At 34.4% G+C, this 19440-nt stretch carries 15 protein-coding genes; 8 read left to right on the top strand and 7 right to left on the bottom strand.

Translation table 11 applies throughout. The features are described 5' to 3' along the window. Window positions 1-205: 205 nt before the first annotated feature. Window positions 206-472, bottom strand: a complete 267-nt coding sequence (locus GQS07_RS12360) for a hypothetical protein (protein ID WP_158211092.1) — start codon at window positions 470-472, stop codon at window positions 206-208. A 105-nt stretch (window positions 473-577) separates the two neighbouring features. Continuing rightward, on the bottom strand, window positions 578-1726 hold the full coding sequence (locus GQS07_RS12365) for a porin (protein ID WP_158211093.1): 1149 nt from the start codon (window positions 1724-1726) through the stop codon (window positions 578-580). Between the two features lie 768 nt (window positions 1727-2494). On the opposite strand from GQS07_RS12365, the gene GQS07_RS12370 reads away from it, so the two are divergent. The 5 genes from GQS07_RS12370 to GQS07_RS12390 all read left to right on the top strand — a co-directional run bounded on the left by GQS07_RS12370 (window position 2495) and on the right by GQS07_RS12390 (window position 10837). Next, entirely contained in the window at window positions 2495-2968 is a 474-nt protein-coding gene (locus GQS07_RS12370) for a hypothetical protein (protein WP_233269279.1), read from the top strand. Between the two features lie 309 nt (window positions 2969-3277). Next, window positions 3278-7126 (top strand): efflux RND transporter permease subunit, encoded by a 3849-nt coding sequence (locus GQS07_RS12375; protein ID WP_158211094.1) that lies wholly within the window; start codon window positions 3278-3280, stop codon window positions 7124-7126. Then, a complete protein-coding gene (locus GQS07_RS12380; RefSeq protein ID WP_158211095.1) occupies window positions 7116-8573 on the top strand; it encodes a TolC family protein in 1458 nt (485 codons plus the stop codon). The genes GQS07_RS12375 and GQS07_RS12380 overlap by 11 nt, the downstream gene beginning before the upstream one ends. Then, on the top strand, window positions 8566-10137 hold the full coding sequence (locus tag GQS07_RS12385) for an efflux RND transporter periplasmic adaptor subunit (RefSeq protein ID WP_158211096.1): 1572 nt from the start codon (window positions 8566-8568) through the stop codon (window positions 10135-10137). The genes GQS07_RS12380 and GQS07_RS12385 overlap by 8 nt, the downstream gene beginning before the upstream one ends. A 109-nt stretch (window positions 10138-10246) precedes the next feature. Then, a complete protein-coding gene (locus tag GQS07_RS12390) occupies window positions 10247-10837 on the top strand; it encodes a DUF3347 domain-containing protein (RefSeq protein WP_158211097.1) in 591 nt (196 codons plus the stop codon). Between the two features lie 392 nt (window positions 10838-11229). Here the strand turns inward: GQS07_RS12390 and GQS07_RS12395 are convergent, their stop codons facing one another. The 3 genes from GQS07_RS12395 to GQS07_RS12405 all read right to left on the bottom strand — a co-directional run bounded on the left by GQS07_RS12395 (window position 11230) and on the right by GQS07_RS12405 (window position 13618). Then, entirely contained in the window at window positions 11230-11835 is a 606-nt protein-coding gene (locus GQS07_RS12395; RefSeq protein WP_158211098.1) for a hypothetical protein, read from the bottom strand. 167 nt (window positions 11836-12002) lie between these two features. After that, a complete protein-coding gene (locus GQS07_RS12400) occupies window positions 12003-12446 on the bottom strand; it encodes a hypothetical protein (RefSeq protein WP_158211099.1) in 444 nt (147 codons plus the stop codon). 140 nt (window positions 12447-12586) lie between these two features. Continuing rightward, window positions 12587-13618, bottom strand: coding sequence for a hypothetical protein (locus tag GQS07_RS12405; RefSeq protein ID WP_158211100.1), 1032 nt, complete (start codon window positions 13616-13618; stop codon window positions 12587-12589). A gap of 815 nt (window positions 13619-14433) precedes the next feature. Between GQS07_RS12405 and GQS07_RS12410 the strand changes: the two genes are divergently transcribed. The 3 genes from GQS07_RS12410 to GQS07_RS12420 are packed head-to-tail and all read left to right on the top strand — an operon-like array spanning window position 14434 to window position 16229. Continuing rightward, a complete protein-coding gene (locus GQS07_RS12410) occupies window positions 14434-15552 on the top strand; it encodes a DEAD/DEAH box helicase (RefSeq protein ID WP_158211101.1) in 1119 nt (372 codons plus the stop codon). A 30-nt stretch (window positions 15553-15582) separates the two neighbouring features. Further along, entirely contained in the window at window positions 15583-16014 is a 432-nt protein-coding gene (locus GQS07_RS12415) for a cold-shock protein (RefSeq protein WP_158211102.1), read from the top strand. A 23-nt stretch (window positions 16015-16037) separates the two neighbouring features. Next, a complete protein-coding gene (locus GQS07_RS12420; protein ID WP_090408125.1) occupies window positions 16038-16229 on the top strand; it encodes a cold-shock protein in 192 nt (63 codons plus the stop codon). Window positions 16230-16317: 88 nt separating this feature from the next. Here GQS07_RS12420 and GQS07_RS12425 read toward each other — a convergent pair whose 3' ends face one another. Together GQS07_RS12425 and GQS07_RS12430 are read right to left on the bottom strand one after the other, a co-directional pair. Next, window positions 16318-17298, bottom strand: coding sequence for a hypothetical protein (locus GQS07_RS12425; RefSeq protein ID WP_158211103.1), 981 nt, complete (start codon window positions 17296-17298; stop codon window positions 16318-16320). 13 nt (window positions 17299-17311) lie between these two features. Then, on the bottom strand, window positions 17312-19372 hold the full coding sequence (locus GQS07_RS12430) for a tetratricopeptide repeat-containing sensor histidine kinase (RefSeq protein ID WP_158211104.1): 2061 nt from the start codon (window positions 19370-19372) through the stop codon (window positions 17312-17314). Between the last annotated feature and the right edge of the window lie 68 nt (window positions 19373-19440).

Consider the following 19440-nt stretch of genomic DNA (forward strand, 5'->3'; position numbering starts at 1 on the left):
ATTATTAATAAGATAATTTATTTCAACCTTGTGATTTGACACCTAACTAAAAGCCTACTTTTTCAAGTATTTATACGTAACTAATTTCTTAGCAAGATACACTTTTATATATCGTTGTTATAAATTTATGCTGTCAATAAAAAAAGGAGATGCTCAAATGAGTCATCTCCTAATGAATTATAGAATTACGATAATAATTGTTTACCTAATTGTGATTAGATTGAGTAGCTGTTAGCTCAGTGTAAGATTGTAATAATCCTTTATACACTCCAGCTTGTTTTTTGTACCCTTCTACGTACAAATCCTCTGCAGTAGTTGTTGTAGCCATTACTTGGCATCGAACATCCATACCCGCCTCAATCATTTTACCGATGTTGGCTGTCAACACTTGATCTGCTTCTTTGGATAAGTCAGTAATCAATTCCATCGTCTTTAGTTTTTCATCAAAAACTAATTCACTAAACGTTGCCATATCATCTATGTTTAAAAATTTAATACATCTAAAGTACACATTTAAAAACCGAGATGATTGATATTTAGCATTTATATAACATTTAGCAATACTGCAAGTTACGACCTAAAAGAACGGAACATTCCAACGCATACCTACTGCAATTTGGTGCTCATGTTTGTCAGATGGACGAACTTCGTGTTTTTGGTAATTGTAGTTTAAGTAGTTGTAAGCTGCGTATAAACGGATTGTTTTAAACGGAGCTTTCTCAAATGGGTAGTATTCCAAAGCAGTAGAAATACCTGTTAAAGAATAAGCAACATTGTTGTCTAAATCCTCGCGATAGTTATACATTGCCTTCACATAAGGAGTAAACTTTTTGAAGTGATATTTAGCAGAGAATACAGTTGCATTGTCTTTTACATAAGCAACCTTTGTATCAGCACTAAACGGTGTTAATTCCTTATCAGCTAAATTATGGAAACCGTACATCCAGTCTAATTCTAAAACAACTTTGTCAAAATTAACTTGGTTACCTAAAGTTACCCAGCTATAATATCTTTTAGAATCGTGTTGAAAAATCTCATAACCATATCTCGTTTTGAAGTGGTCATTAAACAAAGTACCTTCCCATAAGAATAGTCCTGCATAAGCTTTGTTTCTATAGTTCTCAGCAGTAAACTGCTCCCCTTGAGAAATAACTTGTAATTTGAATGCTTGTCCCGCTGTTTTATATGTTGCAGCTGCCCCTAAGCTGAATAACTCTAAAGAGCTAAACTCATTACTAAACATATAATATTCAGACGCATTGTATAACAAATCCCAAGACCCCCATGCTGTGAATTGCTTACCTACAGTAACTGTCCATTTATCATTGATATCATAATCAAAATACGCTAATTCCAACGCATTTTTAGCCACAGACTCGTTTAGTCTATAACGCAAATAATATCTCAACTTGTTTTTGTAGTTACCCTCTAAGTAAACCCTTGCTTGAGCAATTTGGAAACCACTCTCATTCGGTTCTTTACTGTTGATAATTGTTTTGTTTTCAAATTTAGAGTCCAAAAACACATTGATGTTGTTTGGTTTTTCTTCTTTTTCTACCTTTTGAGTTGGTAAAATCACATCAAAAAGTGTTTCATCTGCTTTTGGAGCTTCTTCCACTTTTAACGTTTCAACGCTTTTTAGCGTTTCTCCATTTTTAGGAGTTTCTTGTGCATGCAGCATCATAGTGCTAATTAACATTGCACCTAATAAGTACTTTTTCTTCATTGTTAGTTTATGTTTCCTATGTTTCACACCCTATTAGCTGTTTCTCAACTAAAGGAGTATTACCTTAAATACAAAACACGCACACAGCTCTATTTGACATGGTACTACACAAGAGATACTACTGGGGAGTAGTTTTTATTTACCAACTAACTATTCAAATATAGGACCCACTTCGCCTAACAAAAACAAAAGACCGTATTCCTGGGGGAGGAAAACTACCTTTTACTATTGCTATAAAGGCAAAAAAATAAAACCTAACTATAGTAGTGATAAAGATGTTGCTCTTTGACCACATAAAACGGATACTGCACTTGTAGTAAATGATTGATCACTTGGGGGAACCAATCAGATTTGCAAATAAAGTATGCAAATTTAAAAAATAAGTTGCCGAAAAAAATCATGTTTTGTCACAAAAGAAAAGGAGCAAAAAGCATAAAGTTTTCTAAAAAAATTTAATACTTTATCATAACAAAACTCCTTGTAAACACTGACTTTCTATCAATCAACAACTTAGCTTCCCGCCTTCTTTTTGCCTTGTCTTAATGAGATAAAAACATCACAAAACGAACAACTAATTCATAACACTCAAGTACACTTTGTTTTACTTTCCCAAATCAACTATACTACTTATTTTAGAGCAAAAACCTCAACCTGATTTCCCCTTGTCTGGCGAAAAACTCAGTAAAGCTACTTACCCATCTTTCAACTGTACTCCCTTATGTTAATCCCTAATATTTTCAAAAAAATATTTCATTGCAATTCAAAACAATGTACATTTGCAACACTGACGTTTTATTTATCAGTCTATTAAGTTCAATGAAGAAATACGCTTCCATATTATTCTTATTCCTATCCGTACTTGTTATGGCTAATCCGGTTATTGACTGGAGCTGTACTGAGAGCGTGATGACTTGTGGAATGGATATGAGTGGAGATAGCGATATGTCTTGCTGTTCTATGGATATGGAAAAAGCAAGCAATGACATGACAAACGTGATGTGTTGTCCTGCTCCAATGCGCGTTGTTTCACCAACCATTGACCTTACTATTGAAGTAACACAAACTGTTGATATTGCGAAAGAGAAAAAGGCAAATATCAAAGCTAAGTGGTTTAACTCAAACTACTTGTCAGATTGGAGAACTGTTGATCTTACTTCCGTTACTCCTACCTCTATAGCCTCTGATGGCTTCAAATTTAAAGATGATAATCGCCTCGATTACATCTGTACCTATCGTATTTGATTTAGTTTACAGTAAACAGCTAACCGTTTACCGCTACTCCTATTGTGGTTACTGAATAGTGCATTCTACTTGATTTAGAAGCGAATTACTATTCATTAATACAGTCTATCCACAACAACGTCTTTCGTTTTACGTCTTTCGTATCACGCATATATTGATGTCTTTCATAATCAATGAACGACAAGGGGAATCTACATCGTTTAGTATACCCACAGTGGTGTATTACGCTTCACATACAAGCTGTAAACAGTTAACCAACAACCGTTAACCAAAACAACCCAATCGTCTTTTCATAAAAAATCAAATACTATGCTTAATAAAATCATTAAGTACTTTGTAAACAATAGACTAATCACCTTATTGCTACTTTGTGTAGTTATTATTTGGGGATTAGTAACCGCACCCTTTAATTGGCATCAAAATATTTTGCCAAGTAATCCCGTGCCTGTAGATGCTATTCCTGACCTTGGTGAAAACCAACAGATCGTTGCTACAGAATGGATGGGGCGCTCTCCTAAAGATATACAAGAGCAAATTACATATCCTCTTACCACATCTCTTTTAGGAGTACCAGGAGTAAAAACTGTGCGTAGTAGTTCTATGTTTGGAATGTCATTTATCTACATCATTTTTGATGAGGATGTTGAATTCTACTGGAGCCGCTCACGCATTTTAGAAAAACTAAACTCTCTACCAGCAGGAACATTACCTGAAGGTGTAATTCCTACCTTAGGACCTGATGCTACCGCATTGGGACAAGTATTTTGGTACACATTAGAGGGGCGCAATCCACAAACAGGAGAACCTACGGGTGGTTGGGACCCTGATGAGTTGCGCACTGTACAGGACTTTTATGCTAAATATAGTTTAGCAGCGGCATCTGGTGTGTCTGAAGTTGCCTCTATTGGAGGGTATATCAAAGAATATCAAGTTGAAGTTAATCCAGATGCAATGCGTGCTTATAACGTATCTGTCATGGATGTTATGACTGCTATTCAAAAGAGCAACTTAGACATAGGTGCAGAAACTATTGAGATCAACAAAGCGGAGTATCTTGTACGTGGATTAGGGTATATCAAGAACGTAAGCGATCTTGAAAATGCCGTAGTAACGGTGAGAAATAACGTTCCTGTAAAAGTTAAAGATGTAGCCTTTGTAAACCTTGGTCCTGCTACCCGTCGTGGTGGACTGGACAAAGAGGGTATTGAGGCTGTTGGAGGGGTTGTAGTGGCTCGATATGGTGCTAACCCAATGGAGGTAATCACCAATGTAAAGGCAAAAATCAAAGAGATGGAGGCTGGATTACCACAGAAAACATTAGCTGATGGTACGGTATCCAAAGTAACTGTAGTGCCTTTTTACGACCGTTCTGGCTTAATCAAAGAAACAATAGGCACCTTAGAAAGTGCGTTAGCACACGAGATACTAATCTGTATTATTGTTGTTATCGTATTGGTTATCAACCTACGTGCTTCTATCATTATATCCAGTATTCTTCCTATTGGTGTATTAGCAACCTTCATCATTATGAAATATATGGGGATTGACGCAAATATCGTTGCCCTATCGGGTATTGCGATTGCTATTGGAGTTATGGTTGATGTGGGAGTCGTCTTTGTAGAAAGTATTATTCGACATATAGAAGAAGAACGAAAACAAGGCATTGAAAGCAAGGGACAAGCATTTGTAAACTTGATTACGAATGCGGTGTCTGAAGTATCAGGAGCTTTATCAACTGCTATGCTTACAACAATCATCAGTTTCCTTCCCGTTTTTGCTATGGAGGCACAAGAAGGTAAACTGTTTAAACCATTGGCGTATACTAAAACCTTTGCTTTAACCTCAGCTTTCTTATTGGGAATTGTGGTACTACCTACCCTTGCATACTATATCTATTCTATTCGTTTAGACAGTAAAAAGCTGCGCAAATATGCCAATTACGCTTTAGTTTTATTGGGATTTGCTTTAGTAATATTCACAGGTGAATTGCCTGCAATCGCCTTGTCTTTAGTGGGACTAAACAACCTATTTACTCCGAAGTGGAAAGGAGAACAAATCGCTAATTACGTCAATGTAGCTATTGCCTTAATTGTAGCGCTATACTACTTAACCGTAGAATGGTTGCCTTTAGGTACACAACAAAGCACTGGTCTTAACTTCGCCTTTGTGTTTTTTGCAATTGGACTTATTTTAGGGGCTTTATGGTTATTAGTTATCTACTATGAAAACATCTTAAGATGGGCATTAGACAACCGTTGGAAGTTTATGAGTATTCCAATTATCACCGTGTTATTCGGAGTTTTAGTATGGCTTGGGTTTGACAAGACGTTTGGAGTAATTGCTAACGGTTTTGAAGCCGTAGGTTGGAAGAATATCCGCCAAACAGCAATGTGGCAAAAACCAAGTGAGCGATTTCCTGGTATTGGTGAGGAGTTTATGCCAAGCTTGAACGAGGGGTCGTATTTACTTATGCCAACGAGTATGCCTCACACGGGAATTGAGCAAAACTTGCAATTCATCGAGACATTAGATAAGCGTATTACTAATATTCCTGAAGTAGAAATAGCAGTAGGTAAATGGGGACGTGTAAACTCTGCCCTTGACCCTGCTCCTGCTCAGATGTTTGAGAATACAATCAACTATAGACCAGAATATATGCTCAATGAACAAGGGCATAGAGAGCGTTTTAAAGTCAATAGAAAAGGAGAGTTTGAACTTATCAATGGTGATACTTATACTCCTGATAACGGATTTAGATTGATTCCAAAAGATAGTTTACTTGTAGATGAAGGAGGTAAGTATTTCCGTCAATGGCGTCCTCATATCAAGAAAGCAGATGATATCTGGCAAGAAATTGTGAATGTATCACACTTACCAGGGCTAACATCCGCTCCGAAATTACAACCTATTGAAGCCCGTTTAGTGATGCTGTCAACAGGTATGCGTGCTCCAATGGGACTAAAGGTTTCAGGACCCGATTTAGAGTCTATTGAAACGGGGGGTAAAGCATTGGAAACGGCTTTAAAAGACATTCCTTCTATTATGCCATCAACGGTATTTTACGACCGTGCAGTGGGTGCTCCGTACATCGAGATTCACCTGAATAGAAACAATATGGCGAGATACGGAATTACCGTTGCCGACTTACAAGAAGTAATTGGTGCTGCTGTGGGTGGAATGACCTTGACTACAACTGTTGAAGGTCGTGAGCGTTTCCCTGTTAGACTACGCTATCCTCGTGAATTGAGAGATAACCCAGAAGCATTAGGAAAACTAATTATTCCAACTGCAACTGGCGTTCAGATTCCACTAAAAGAGGTTGCAGACATTGAATACGCCAAAGGTGCTCAAATGATTCAGAGTGAAAACACCTTCTTGTTAGGCTACGTGATTTTTGACAAAATAGCTGGTAAAGCAGAAGTTGATGTTGTCCGTGAGGCAGATAAACTGTTACAAGACAAAATAGCATCAGGCGAGTTAACCTTGCCGAAAGGAGTTACTTACAAATTTGCAGGTAATTACGAGCAACAAGAACGTGCCTCACAACGCTTAATGATTGTTGTTCCTCTTAGTTTATTGGCTATTTTATTGATTCTATACTTTCAATTTAGAACAATCACTGCTTCGTTAATTCACTTCTCAGGAGTGTTTGTAGCCTTTGCAGGAGGATTTATCTTATTGTGGTTGTATGGTCAACCTTGGTTTATGAACTTCTCCATCGGAGATATGAATATGCGCGACTTATTTCAAATGCACAGCATCAACCTGAGTATTGCCGTATGGGTAGGGTTCATCGCCTTATTTGGTTTAGCGACCAACGATGGGGTGTTAATGGGAACGTATATTCACGACACCTTTGTGGACAGAGACCCGAAAACGAAAGAAGATATTAGAGAAGCTGTAATATATGCTGGATTAAAACGTGTACGCCCAGCTGTAATGACAACAGCTACTGCATTAATCGCCTTACTTCCTGTGATGACCTCAACAGGAAAAGGAGCAGAAATTATGTTGCCAATGGCTATTCCGACTTTCGGGGGAATGTTTATTCAATCTATGACCATGTTTGTAGTCCCTGTATTCCAATGTATGTGGAGAGAATGGGCGATTAAAAAAGAACAGAAACCAACTGAAAACACCGTAAACGATGAAGCGTAAATCTTATTTATATATAGCAACTACCCTATTGATGTTCTCTACAACAGCACCAACAGTAGCACAAGAGCAACCAAAGGATTCCTTAGCCCACTATATAAAAGTAGCTATTGAACACAATCCATTAGTAAAATCACAACAATTGGCTTACGAGGCTACCTTACAAAAGGTACCCCAAGCCGGTGCGTTTGCCGACCCTGAACTGTCTATGGGGTTTTATACCAAACCAATGGATATAGTTGGTGGTCGTCAAATTGGAGATATTACAGTAATGCAGATGTTGCCTTGGTTTGGCACACGTAAAAGTGCGCGTAACGAGGCAAGCCACATGGCACAAATGCAATACCAAGAATACAAAGAGGCAAAGGAGAACCTGGCCTTACAAGTAAACACACAATGGTATATATTGCAAAAACAACAACAGCAATTAGCCAATGCAGAAGACAATAAAAAGTTATTGGAACAATTAGAACAACTATCTTTAAAGAAGTTTTCTTCTCCTACAAGTTCGGCTAAAGCACCTACTCCTGTTGTCAATAGACCTGCACCAACTACGACCAACTCATCAGCTAATAGAATGAGTAGTATGGGAATGGGAGCATCAAATACAGCTTCTTCTACTCCTACTATGGCAGTAAGCAGCGGTATGAGTGAAATGGGAAATAGTCAAGCATCCGGAATGTCTGATGTATTGCGTATTCGCCTTGAAATTATTGAAGTTGAAAATACCATTGAAACTTTACAATCTCAGATAAAAGTAGAAAAAGCAAAGTTTAATGTACTCTTAAATAGAGAAGCAACTGCTGAGGTAGTCGTTGCTAAACACATTGAAAAAACACCATTTATGCTGACAGAAGATGATGTGATGGCTATGATTGAAACCAACAACCCAATGTTAGGTATGCTTACGGAACAAGGATTAGCGTATCAAGCAAAAGCAGAAATGGACAAAAAGATGAGTTACCCTATGATTGGCGTAGGTTTACAATATATGATTATTGGTAAAACGAACGATGCTATGTTAGGTATGGGAGATATGAACGGAAAAGACATGGTTATGCCCATGCTAACGGTCTCGCTACCTATTTTCCGCAAAAAATACAATGCCCAACAAGAAGAAAGTAAACTGTGGTGGAAGTCAAGTGAGCAAAATTACAACAATACACTAAACACCCTAAAAGCAGCCTATTACGATTATAAAAGTCAGCTTGAAGATACTGAACGCATCGTAAAACTGTATGACAAGCAAAGTACATTAGCTGAAACAACGTTTAACTTGATTGTTAAAGAATTTGTAGCTGGTAAAAATGACCTAACCAACGTAATTCAAGTACAGCGACAATTATTAGATTACCAATTAAAAAAAGCAGAAGCTATTGCCAATTACAATACGATGGTAGCCTCTATCAATAAATTAATTGCAATTACAGATACAGAAAACAATGGATAAGTTGAAAAATATATTTCAAAATAACGCTGTAAAGTACGGTGCTATTTTACTAATCGGACTATTATTAGGATGGTTGATATTTGGTGGCTCTGGAACACACGAACACAATGGAGAGCCTGCTCCTACTGAAGAAAAAGCAACTCTGTGGACCTGTTCTATGCATCCACAAATCAAGATGGACAAACCCGGTAAATGTCCTCTTTGTGCAATGGATTTAATTCCTCTTAAATCTGGTGATAGTGGAGATGAAACGGTAGATGACAATGCAATACAAATGTCAAAACAAGCTATGGCATTAGCAAATATTCAAACTACCATAGTAGGCAGAAAAGACCCTATAAAGGATATTGAACTATACGGAACAATTCAAGTTGACGAACGATTACAACAATCGCAAACCTCTCACGTAAACGGGCGTATTGAAAAGTTATATATCAACTTTACAGGGGAAGCTGTAAAACAAGGCCAATTGATTGCCACTATTTACTCCCCTGACCTATTGACAGCGCAACAAGAATTATTAGAAGCTGAGAAGTTGAAAGACTTTCAACCCCTATTAGTAGATGCGGCAAAACAAAAACTGCGCTTGTGGAAAATGTCTGAAGGGCAAATCAACAAAGTCCTTACTTCTGGAAATGTTTCTCCTTATGTAAGCATTCACGCTAATACAAGTGGAATTGTTGTTGCTAAAAATGTCAACCAAGGTGACTACATCAATCAAGGTACTGTGTTATTTAGCATTTCTAATCTATCTAAAATTTGGGCTGTATTTGATGCTTATGAAAATGACTTGCCTTTCTTGAAAGAAGGGGCTGACTTAGAATATACATTACAGAGTATCCCTGGCAAAGTGTACAAAGGAAAAATAGCATTTATCAATCCAATTATAGATGCAACATCAAGAACAGCTAAAGTGCGTGTAGAAACAGACAATAGCGATCAAAACCTGAAACCAGAGATGTACGCGAGTGCACGTATTAAAGCTCCGATGAAGGCATACAACAATGAAATGGTAATTCCGAAATCAGCTGTATTATGGACTGGAAAGCGTTCGATCATCTATGTAAAACAACCCAATACAACTACCCCAGCATTTATGATGCGCGAGATAGAGCTTGGACCTTCATTAGGTGAAAACTACGTGGTTATGTCTGGCTTACAAGATGGAGAGGAAATTGTAACCAATGGCGTTTTTACCATTGATGCGAGTGCGCAATTAGAGGGAAAACGAAGTATGATGAACAATGAGGACAGCACTGCAACCGCTGGTCACACTGATCATAGTACAACTAATAAGCACAGTGAAGAAGTAATGTTTAAAGTCTTAGGAAATTGTACACTTTGTCAAGAACGCATTGAAACCGCTGCAAAATCAGTAGCAGGAGTTCAAATTGCAACGTGGGATGTAAACACAAAATTATTACATTTGACTATTGATAGTTCAAAGACAGATAAAACAAAGGTAAGTAAAGCTGTTGCAGGTGTTGGACACGATACGGAAATTCACAAAGCATCTCACGACGCCTACGCAGGTTTACATAGCTGTTGCCAATATACGAGATAGGTTTTGGAGGTTAGCGGCTTATAGTTTACAGTGTAAGTAGAATATTACATTTCACAACCACAATAATGAACTGTTAACAGTACACTAATTATAAATAACAAACAATAATATGAAAAAAGTAATCTTAAGTATTGCTGTATTAGCGATTGCATTTACAGCTTGTAATGACAAAAAAACAAATGAGACTGTACCTGCTACAGAAACGCATGAACACAACCACGACCATGGACATGCAACAAATGAAACAGTAGAGAAATCAACAGCAGTTAAATCTTCTGATGTATTAAAAGCTTCATTAGACGGGTATTTTTCAATGAAAAAAGCACTTCAAGAAGACAAGCAAGCTGACGCAGCAACGGCTTCTGTAGCTTTTGTAAAAAGCTTAAATGAAGTAGGTACTGCTTCTACTGACGCTAACGTTAAAGAGTTAGTGAAAGAATTAACTGAAGAAGCTGCTAAAATGGAAAAAGGTGATATCAAAGCACAAAGAGAAGCATTTGAAGACCTTACAGAAGATATGGTTAAATTAATCAGCATTGTAGGATCTGACCGCGTTGTATTTGAACAATACTGTCCAATGTACGATAACGGAGAAGGTGGTGCTTGGTTAAGTGATGCTGAGGATTTATTCAACCCGCTTTACGGAGCAGCAATGCTTAAATGTGGTGTTACAAATAACAAACTTACACCAGAATCATAAGCAAGATAAACAGCATAAAGCTTATTATCAAATACTTCCTATTATATAGTAGATAGTAATACTATTTAAAATAGAAATTCTATACGAAAGAGGTGCAATATATTGCACCTCTTTTTTTAGATAACAACATCAGTTATCCTTGCTATAAAATTAGTGCGAACCTCAATCATATCTAATACCACACAAGTTCGACACATCTACCACACACCTTCGGTAAAAAAGCTCTTTTCCGAGCAAATCTCGAACTTGTCTCGAACTTATCTCGAACATATCCTAAATAAAACACGTATATCCTACGTTCTTACCAGCACTCCTCACATACTCCATCTTCACTTCTCCTTAAAAAAGAGCAAAAAAAAAGGGCCTTTAAAGCCCCACAATATTAAAAATGATTACTTACCAAATAGATACATAACAGTACCAACTACGCTATAAGTATAAAATATATAACCAAAACACAGCGCAATAAATACACCTAATAGTTGCATTAACCTCACACTAATTCCGATCTCATCTAAGAGTAATTCTTTAAAAATGAAAATATCAGGGCGCTCTCGGTCATAGATAATCTCATATTTTTGTCCAACCGGATTGAAGTTCTTAAGCTCTTCGTGTAAATCCAAATACGGTGTTCCGAATTGGCTTTCATCAATGGATGGAGTATGGATATCATATTCTTTAGGTTGTCCTTTCACAGTTTCCCCTTCTTTCGTAGTAAATTCCATCAAGACCACTTCTGTTTTTACATCTCCTCTTCTACTACTTGCTACATTAGCATCAAAATTCACGTATGATTTATACTTCACTATAGTTGCCAATGCTTCTTCCCCATAGTAATGCAATCGTTGGTCAATGATATACAATTTCAGCAAAGCTAAAAAAGCAAATACGGGTATAAACAATAACAAATACATAAGCTCATTGATTACTGCAATCAATACCACTAAAATCATAAAAACCGCTAAGGGATAGTACGCCTTCTCAATTGAACGTATCATAACATCTGAATTTAAGAGTATTAAAAATAGCAAAAAAAATGATATAGCACTTATGATGCATAAAAATTTAATATTGTAACTAAAGAAAAAGCTATCAAATATGGCATAAAAAAACCTCAACTAAACAAACTATTTAGTTGAGGTTTTTTCTATATAATACCTTTAAACTATTTTCTTACAAAAACAGCTGAAGCACCACTTTGAACAAGTCTCATTCGATTATCATCTAAACGATAAAATTCCATTTCTACAACTGCACCTGCAGGAAAATCAATATCTAACTGATAATAGTCTTCTTCATATTTTTGATAAACATTTACATTATCCTTAGAAACACGAAGTAACTCTTTTACAATACCTTTAAAACATTGTGTAATTCCAGTAAGCATACATACATCATCTTTAGTAATTCTAAATTTAACGACATCAAATTCTACTTCTGAATCATTCTCTGGCGCCCAAGTACCCTGTAACCATACTGGTGTTTTAATATCTGTAGAATGACTTTCCCCTACTTCAATCGAAACCTTATCATTTCCCTTATTGTCATCAGAAGAACAAGCTCCTAATGTTAATAGTGCTAAACTTAATAAAGCAACTACCTTTTTCATACTATTTAATTTTATACTGTTTAAAATGACACTTAATGCCAATTAAAACACTGTTTAACAATTTGTTAGCAAGATACAACTATATAGGGAATAGCACAAATAAGCTTTTTATACGTTATTTTTTAAATATCACTTAGTAACTATGCCTCTTCTGCCATCAACATAACAATTTCTTCAATGAAAGTTTTATAAATCAAATAAGCCTCTTGGTATAAACTATACTCTGTAAAAACCTTTGCCTTATCCAATAACTCCTGAGGATTATCTAACACCAAAGGCTTGTATTCTTCTGCCTTACCGCTAATTTTTCTGTCTTGCACATAAAAACCAGCAACATCAACAATATTTGGATCGCGAACATACAAGTATTCAAACTCCTCTAAATACGTTAGAGCCAAAGAATAGCGTCGGCCAGCTAAATAAGTATTTACCTTATCTAATAACACATAAGGATAGCTTGAATTATAAGCAGTTGCCAAATCAAAAGGTTTCTTTGTTTGATGATACTTTTCTAAGTCAAATGTTGCATGATTTGGAAATAAGTCTTCACGAGTAGTGTAAACTTTGCGTAGATAATCTGTAAACCTACTTTCCAACGGTTTAGGTAAATTACTCAATCGTTTGCCTAATTCTTTATTCGTGTAAGGCAATCTACATTTCCCCAAAACAGAAGGTTCACATTGATAGTCAAAATGATACAAATATCGTTTGCCATCATATAATACAATATAAGTCAATGGCATTGTATTACCGTGAAAAACAGTACAATAGAAAACAGGAATAAACACAGCTTGCTTTTCGTTTAACTCCGTAAACCAAATTGCTTCATCATAAAACATCAACATTTCTCTGTCGTAATGTCTATCGGCAAATTCAGCAAAAATATGGTGTTCATCATTCTCTAACTCAACAGATATCACAGAAGGATATCCTCGTTTAGGAAACAATCCTTTACTATCATAATTATTACACGTTGCACCAACATTTATATATAGTTTATTGTCTCCATTGTCATCTAACCACAACTTAATAATACTTGCAGTATCCGTTTCATCTACTACTTCCACCTCTTGAGCAAAACCAGTGGTAGAACATATCACAGTAAATAGTAAGATCAAAATAGGAAGTTTAATTATAAACTGATTTACGCGTTTTTTTAAAGAATCAAGCATATAAAAAAGTGGTTATCTAAAATGTATATACAATTGAGTTTGCAACAATATTCAAAAGTAAACCTTTCTATTGATATACGAAAAACAGACTTAGAAACTATAAATTACTATAAAAAACAAAATAGTTACCATTTGAAAACAGTAGATTTACATCCATCATAAAAAGATGCTATATATATCAAATACATAAACTAAATACGTGATTCTAATTAGAAAATAAGATATAAAAGCCAAAAATTCGCAACTATCCTTTTTAAAATATTTAGATATATCTTTAAAAACACTAAAAAATATTAGCATAAAAAAGCTATAAGTTAGAAAAAACACATTGCTTTTAGAAAAAATAAAAAAAATATACTATTAATCTCAATTTATAATCATACATTTGCAACGTATTAATAGTTAATGAATTTCTTTTCTATATAGATTTTACCAATGGTAGCGTTCATATTTAAAAGAATGGATGAAACAAATGTAACATTCGTATTAGCTCTTGATTCTTATATTTAGTAAACTGTCTTGTTCTTACACTAAAATGTAGCAATAAAACAGAAGTTTTTAGTTAATCATTACAACATCAAACAAAATGATTACTCTATTTCTTTCTAAGAGAAATAATGTAATCTATCTGTCTTTAAGTTTAATATTAATAACCTATGTGATTCACCTATACTCTAAGTATTGAACTATCCCGTAGTCAAAACAATCTTTTGTAAAAGAATAAATACGAAGAGATCACTAATACAAATAGTTATTAAAAATTAAACAAGCTATTGTAAAGAATTTTATATCTTTATATAGTTATTAAAGAAAAGATGAATTTTAAAGAATTACCTTTAATACCACAAATCAAACAAGCGTTAAACGAGATTGGATATTCTCAGGCAACGGAGATTCAGCAGAAAGCTATACCACTAATCCTACAGGGTAGAGATTTAATCGGTACTGCTCAAACTGGAACAGGTAAAACTGCTGCTTTTGCAATTCCTATCTTAGAAAGACTTAGTAAAGAAGATAATTCACAAAGAGGAATCAAAACATTAGTATTAGTCCCTACACGTGAACTTGCTTTACAAGTCCAAAAAAGTTTCTTAGATTACAGCAAGCACTTGCCTTTAAAGACAATTGCACTATTTGGAGGAGTTTCATTACAACCTCAGATAAAAGCACTTAAACAAAGAGCTGATATTGTTGTAGCAACGCCAGGTCGTTTGTTAGATCTAATCAACCAAAAATATGTTGATTTATCAAAATTACAGATTTTGGTTTTAGATGAAGCAGACCAAATGCTTGATATGGGATTCATCCATGATTTAAAAAAGATATTATCATATATACCTTCTAAAAGACAATCGCTGTTTTTATCAGCTACAATGCCAGCAAGCATTGCTAAGTTTGCTAACACAATAGTGAAAAATCCTGTGAAAATAGAGATTGCTGCTGAGATAATCACAGCAGAAACTATAACACAAGAAGTTTATTATATAGAAAAAAAGGACAAGAGAGACTTATTGCATTCTCTTTTAAGTGAACAAAAAGCACCAACATTAGTATTTACGCGTACAAAGCACGAAGCTAATAAACTTGTAAAACACTTAGATAAAGGAGGACTTGAAGCTATGGCTATTCATGGTAATAAATCTCAAAGCGCAAGAACAAAGGCACTTGAAGACTTTAAAAGTAAACGCATTAAGATTTTAATCGCTACTGATATAGCTGCAAGAGGCATAGATATTGACAAATTACCATTTGTCATTAATTATGATATTCCAGATAAACCTGAAACCTACGTACATCGTATTGGTAGAACAGGTAGGGCTGGAATAAAAGGCACTGCTCTATCTATCTGTACACCAGAACAACAGAAAGAGCTTAATGATATTCAACGTTTCACTGGAATTAAAATGAAAGTGAGAAAACAGGTATCAAAGTAAAAATTTTATAAACTAAAAAACAAAGTAAATATGGCTGATTCTTTTTCTAAAAAAGAAAAAAACAAAAAGAAAGCACAGAAAAAGCAAGAGAAAGCACTGAAAAGAGAAGACCGAAAAACCAACAACAATAAAGGAAAGGACCTTGAAGATATGCTAATCTATGTGGATATTAATGGTAATTTAACTGAGGTTCCGCCAGAAGAGCAAGATATTGAGGCAGCGAACAGAGAGCACGAATTACGTATGTCTGCAGCTGGACCTAATGAAGAATGTGTTGGACAGGTTACTTATTTCAGTAGTAAAGGATTTGGTTTTATTACTGAAGACGAAACGAAGGAGAACATTTTTGTACACAGCAGTCAATTAACACAACCCATAAACCAAGGTGACCGCGTTACCTTTAAAAAAGAAAGAACTCCTAAAGGTCTTAGAGCTATAGAAGTTGCCAAAATAATAAAATAATACAAAATTAAATACTTAATATTATGCAAGAAGGAACAGTAAAATTCTTCAATGAAACTAAAGGTTTCGGATTTATTACACCAAAAGACGGAGGACAAGACATTTTCGTACATACTACAGGTTTATACGACAACATCCGTGAGAATGACGAAGTTGTTTTCGAAGTTGAAAAAGGTAAAAAAGGATTAAACGCAGTTAACGTAAGAAAAGCGTAATTTCCATTCCAGTAATAGACGATTTGAAAAAATCTGACTTATTGAAAATCTTAAAAAAAGCCAGGAGTATCTCCTGGCTTTTTGCTTTTTATGTGTATTCAAAACAAATAACTGCTTTCTTAAGTTCTTTATTGTAAAACAAATAAACACTATCTGCTCCATAACCTTGAAATATATACCCCGTAAGGCGACCTATATAGTCAAATATATTACCATCCTTATCAAAAGGCTTCTCAATCAAATTTGTTCCTTCAAATGCTTTAGCCTCTTCTAAGCTAACATTATACTTCGTTAAATATTCTTGCTCTCCCTTACTCAAGAATTGTATATCATCTATAATTCCACCTATTTCAGGATTCTCCATATACTCTCTATCTTTAGCATAATTGTTTTCCAATTGCTCTAACGTATATATTTTGGAACTATAATTACCAATCGTACTTGGGTATATATGTTTATGCTTTTTATAAAAACTCTTTGCTAACTGAAATGTATCTTCATTTATTTGATATGCTCCTATCAAACTATCTTGATCAGCTTCAATAGCTTGCTTCTCCAATCTATCTAACAAACTTTCTACTAATCCCTGATCCGATGAAGGATTAGTGTAGAACATATGCTTCTGTATAATTGTAGATATGACGCTTTCCCTAATATCATCTTTATAAATAAACAACCAAGTCTTTAATTCTTCAACGTTTTGAAACTCTTTACGTTTATTGCGATATAGCTGTACTATTTCTAAGTTAGACACCTCACTTTGCTTCATTTTTTCAATAGCAAAGTAATTCCAGTCTGCTTCAAAAGCATATTTATCACCTATAATATCAAAGCCTAACATATCCATTTTACAATATTCAGTATGCCATTGCTCTGTTTCTTGACCAACACATCCATCGTAAATCTCTTTAGCTGAAATAAAATGTAACCACTGATCATTAGTAGGATCAACACATTTTAAATTAATAGAACAAATAGGTAAAAAATGCTCTCTACATTTATCAATATCAGTTGCAAATACCTCCTCATAAGCAGGAAAGTATTTAATATCTTCTTTTTTTAAATTCATACAATAAACCTATTTAATTGTCCTTTTCATTCTTATCAATTACAGTAGTTTTTACTATAAAACTTATCGTAGTTCCACTCTCTTCAGAGGAAGTTATCTTTAAATCTGTTTTTAAAAAAGAAGCTCTATCTATCATATTACTCATACCAATACCGTGACTCTTTCCTTTTAGAAGTCCTACTCCATTATCACTTATACTACACAACACTCCTTCATTAGCTTTTTTAAAATCTACAACACATTTTGATGCGTGTGAATGTTTATTAACGTTCTGCAGAGCCTCCTTTATGATATAATAAATATTTACCTTTTGAGAAGAAGACAATATTTCTAAATCTACATCTTGCTTTTCATAAACACAAAAACGCGTATTCCACTCATTTCTCTGCAAATTTACCAGTTCCTTTACTATCTCAATAAACCTATTACCTTTGAACAAATCAACATTACGAAGAGAATGAGATAAATCACGTGTACCAATCTCAAGTTTTTTCAACTCTTCAATTAACACATTCTTTAAATCTCCATTATCACACTCGATCTGTTGCAAATTAAAACGTATAGTAAAAATTCCATTAACAATACCATCATGTAAGTCTTTGGCAATACGATTTCTCTCTGCTTTTTTCACTTCAGTAGCTATATTATTTTTATCAATAATCAATTGATATATGCTCTCGTTCGCTTTCTTTTGTCCTTCAATTAACTTTAACGCCCTATTTTTACTTCTTAAACGCGCAACATAAAAAAATAGGATTAACATAATCAATACAGATAATGTTGCAATAATTAATAAGGAAATAATACCTTTTAAATGATCATTTTCAGCTATTATTAGCTCTGTTTCATAAGCTATACGAGCAAATCTGTTACGAGTATTATTATCTTGTTCTTGAATTTCTCTATTCAAGTGTATCAAATGATCAACCTCATTTTTAAATTTGTGATGTTCATTTAAAAGTATAAACTCAAGAGCTTGTCGTTCCAAAACCTTTAGGTCCTGTCCTTTTACTATATCATAAATTTTTCTACCCCAAACAAGAGCAAGATCACGATCACCAGAATCAAGATACAATTGAGCAAGATCATTACCCGTCATAAACATTCTATAAATATGGCCAAATGTTGAATCTATTTTATAGTTATTTTCAATAATTTTAAAATTATTCCTATCTCCCGTAAGTTCAAATGAAGCAATTGCTTTTGTTGTTTCAAGAAAAGATATTAAAATTGGATAATCGTTTACTGATAGATAGCTTAATCCTTTTTCTGCATATTGATATGCCGTTTGAAACTTTTCTTGCTTTAAATAAACAGCAGCTAAATTTCCGTGAACAGCAGCTAAAGCTAATTTTAAATTCCCCTCTTCAAGTACTTTTTTATTTTTATAATCTTTCTCCATTAACTCCAGAGCCTGAAGAAAATAGCGTTCTCCTTCCTTATAATCATTATGCTCCATAAGACACAATGCCATCAATTGATTTGCTTCAAAAGGAACAGGATTATTGATAGAATTTCTTAATAATGATAACGAATTAGAAACCTTAACCTCACTTTCTAAATACAATCCCATTTCAAACAATAGTCTTGCTTGATAAAATTGTATTTCTCCAACACGTACACTATCGTTAATTTTTTTATAGATATTTTCAACTAATAAATAATAATAAAAGGTACTATCCAATTTTTCCATATTGTGATAATACATACCTATATTATTATACACCTTAGCTAAAGCATAATCATCTCCACGTGCAAGTGCATACTTTTTAGATCGAGTAGCAAGTGCTCTAAAAGACACTGAATCTCGTGTCCAACGCAACTTCATTAAAACACTATCCATAGCCATACGATTACCCTCCGTATTTGAAAGACTCATAACATGTTTAAATTCTGGTTGTAACACCTCTGCTAAACTATCTCTGTAGTGATTACTATATTTATATGCATACAATTGTTCTAAATCAGTTTCAGTTTTGATTTGTGGGTTTGAACAATTTACTAATAACAATATTGCACTTAAAAAACTTAAGTACAAAACAAGTTTATTATTTTTCTGAGTAAGGTAAATCATTTAACAAAATTAGTAATTTGCCTTTAATAAGTTCGCGTTACGGAATTTATTTACACTCTTTTATTAAT

Source organism: Myroides phaeus, assembly GCF_009799805.1.
GTDB classification, from domain to species: Bacteria; Bacteroidota; Bacteroidia; order Flavobacteriales; family Flavobacteriaceae; genus Flavobacterium; species Flavobacterium phaeum_A.

What these genes read in the sequence shown, in the direction of transcription:
- GQS07_RS12360 (WP_158211092.1), bottom strand. Translation starts at nt 472, where the DNA reads ATGGCAACGTTTAGTGAATTAGTTTTTGATGAAAAACTAAAGACGATG.
- GQS07_RS12365 (WP_158211093.1), bottom strand. Translation starts at nt 1,726, where the DNA reads ATGAAGAAAAAGTACTTATTAGGTGCAATGTTAATTAGCACTATGATG.
- GQS07_RS12370 (WP_233269279.1), top strand. Translation starts at nt 2,495, where the DNA reads ATGTACATTTGCAACACTGACGTTTTATTTATCAGTCTATTAAGTTCA.
- GQS07_RS12375 (WP_158211094.1), top strand. Translation starts at nt 3,278, where the DNA reads ATGCTTAATAAAATCATTAAGTACTTTGTAAACAATAGACTAATCACC.
- GQS07_RS12380 (WP_158211095.1), top strand. Translation starts at nt 7,116, where the DNA reads ATGAAGCGTAAATCTTATTTATATATAGCAACTACCCTATTGATGTTC.
- GQS07_RS12385 (WP_158211096.1), top strand. Translation starts at nt 8,566, where the DNA reads ATGGATAAGTTGAAAAATATATTTCAAAATAACGCTGTAAAGTACGGT.
- GQS07_RS12390 (WP_158211097.1), top strand. Translation starts at nt 10,247, where the DNA reads ATGAAAAAAGTAATCTTAAGTATTGCTGTATTAGCGATTGCATTTACA.
- GQS07_RS12395 (WP_158211098.1), bottom strand. Translation starts at nt 11,835, where the DNA reads ATGATACGTTCAATTGAGAAGGCGTACTATCCCTTAGCGGTTTTTATG.
- GQS07_RS12400 (WP_158211099.1), bottom strand. Translation starts at nt 12,446, where the DNA reads ATGAAAAAGGTAGTTGCTTTATTAAGTTTAGCACTATTAACATTAGGA.
- GQS07_RS12405 (WP_158211100.1), bottom strand. Translation starts at nt 13,618, where the DNA reads ATGCTTGATTCTTTAAAAAAACGCGTAAATCAGTTTATAATTAAACTT.
- GQS07_RS12410 (WP_158211101.1), top strand. Translation starts at nt 14,434, where the DNA reads ATGAATTTTAAAGAATTACCTTTAATACCACAAATCAAACAAGCGTTA.
- GQS07_RS12415 (WP_158211102.1), top strand. Translation starts at nt 15,583, where the DNA reads ATGGCTGATTCTTTTTCTAAAAAAGAAAAAAACAAAAAGAAAGCACAG.
- GQS07_RS12420 (WP_090408125.1), top strand. Translation starts at nt 16,038, where the DNA reads ATGCAAGAAGGAACAGTAAAATTCTTCAATGAAACTAAAGGTTTCGGA.
- GQS07_RS12425 (WP_158211103.1), bottom strand. Translation starts at nt 17,298, where the DNA reads ATGAATTTAAAAAAAGAAGATATTAAATACTTTCCTGCTTATGAGGAG.
- GQS07_RS12430 (WP_158211104.1), bottom strand. Translation starts at nt 19,372, where the DNA reads ATGATTTACCTTACTCAGAAAAATAATAAACTTGTTTTGTACTTAAGT.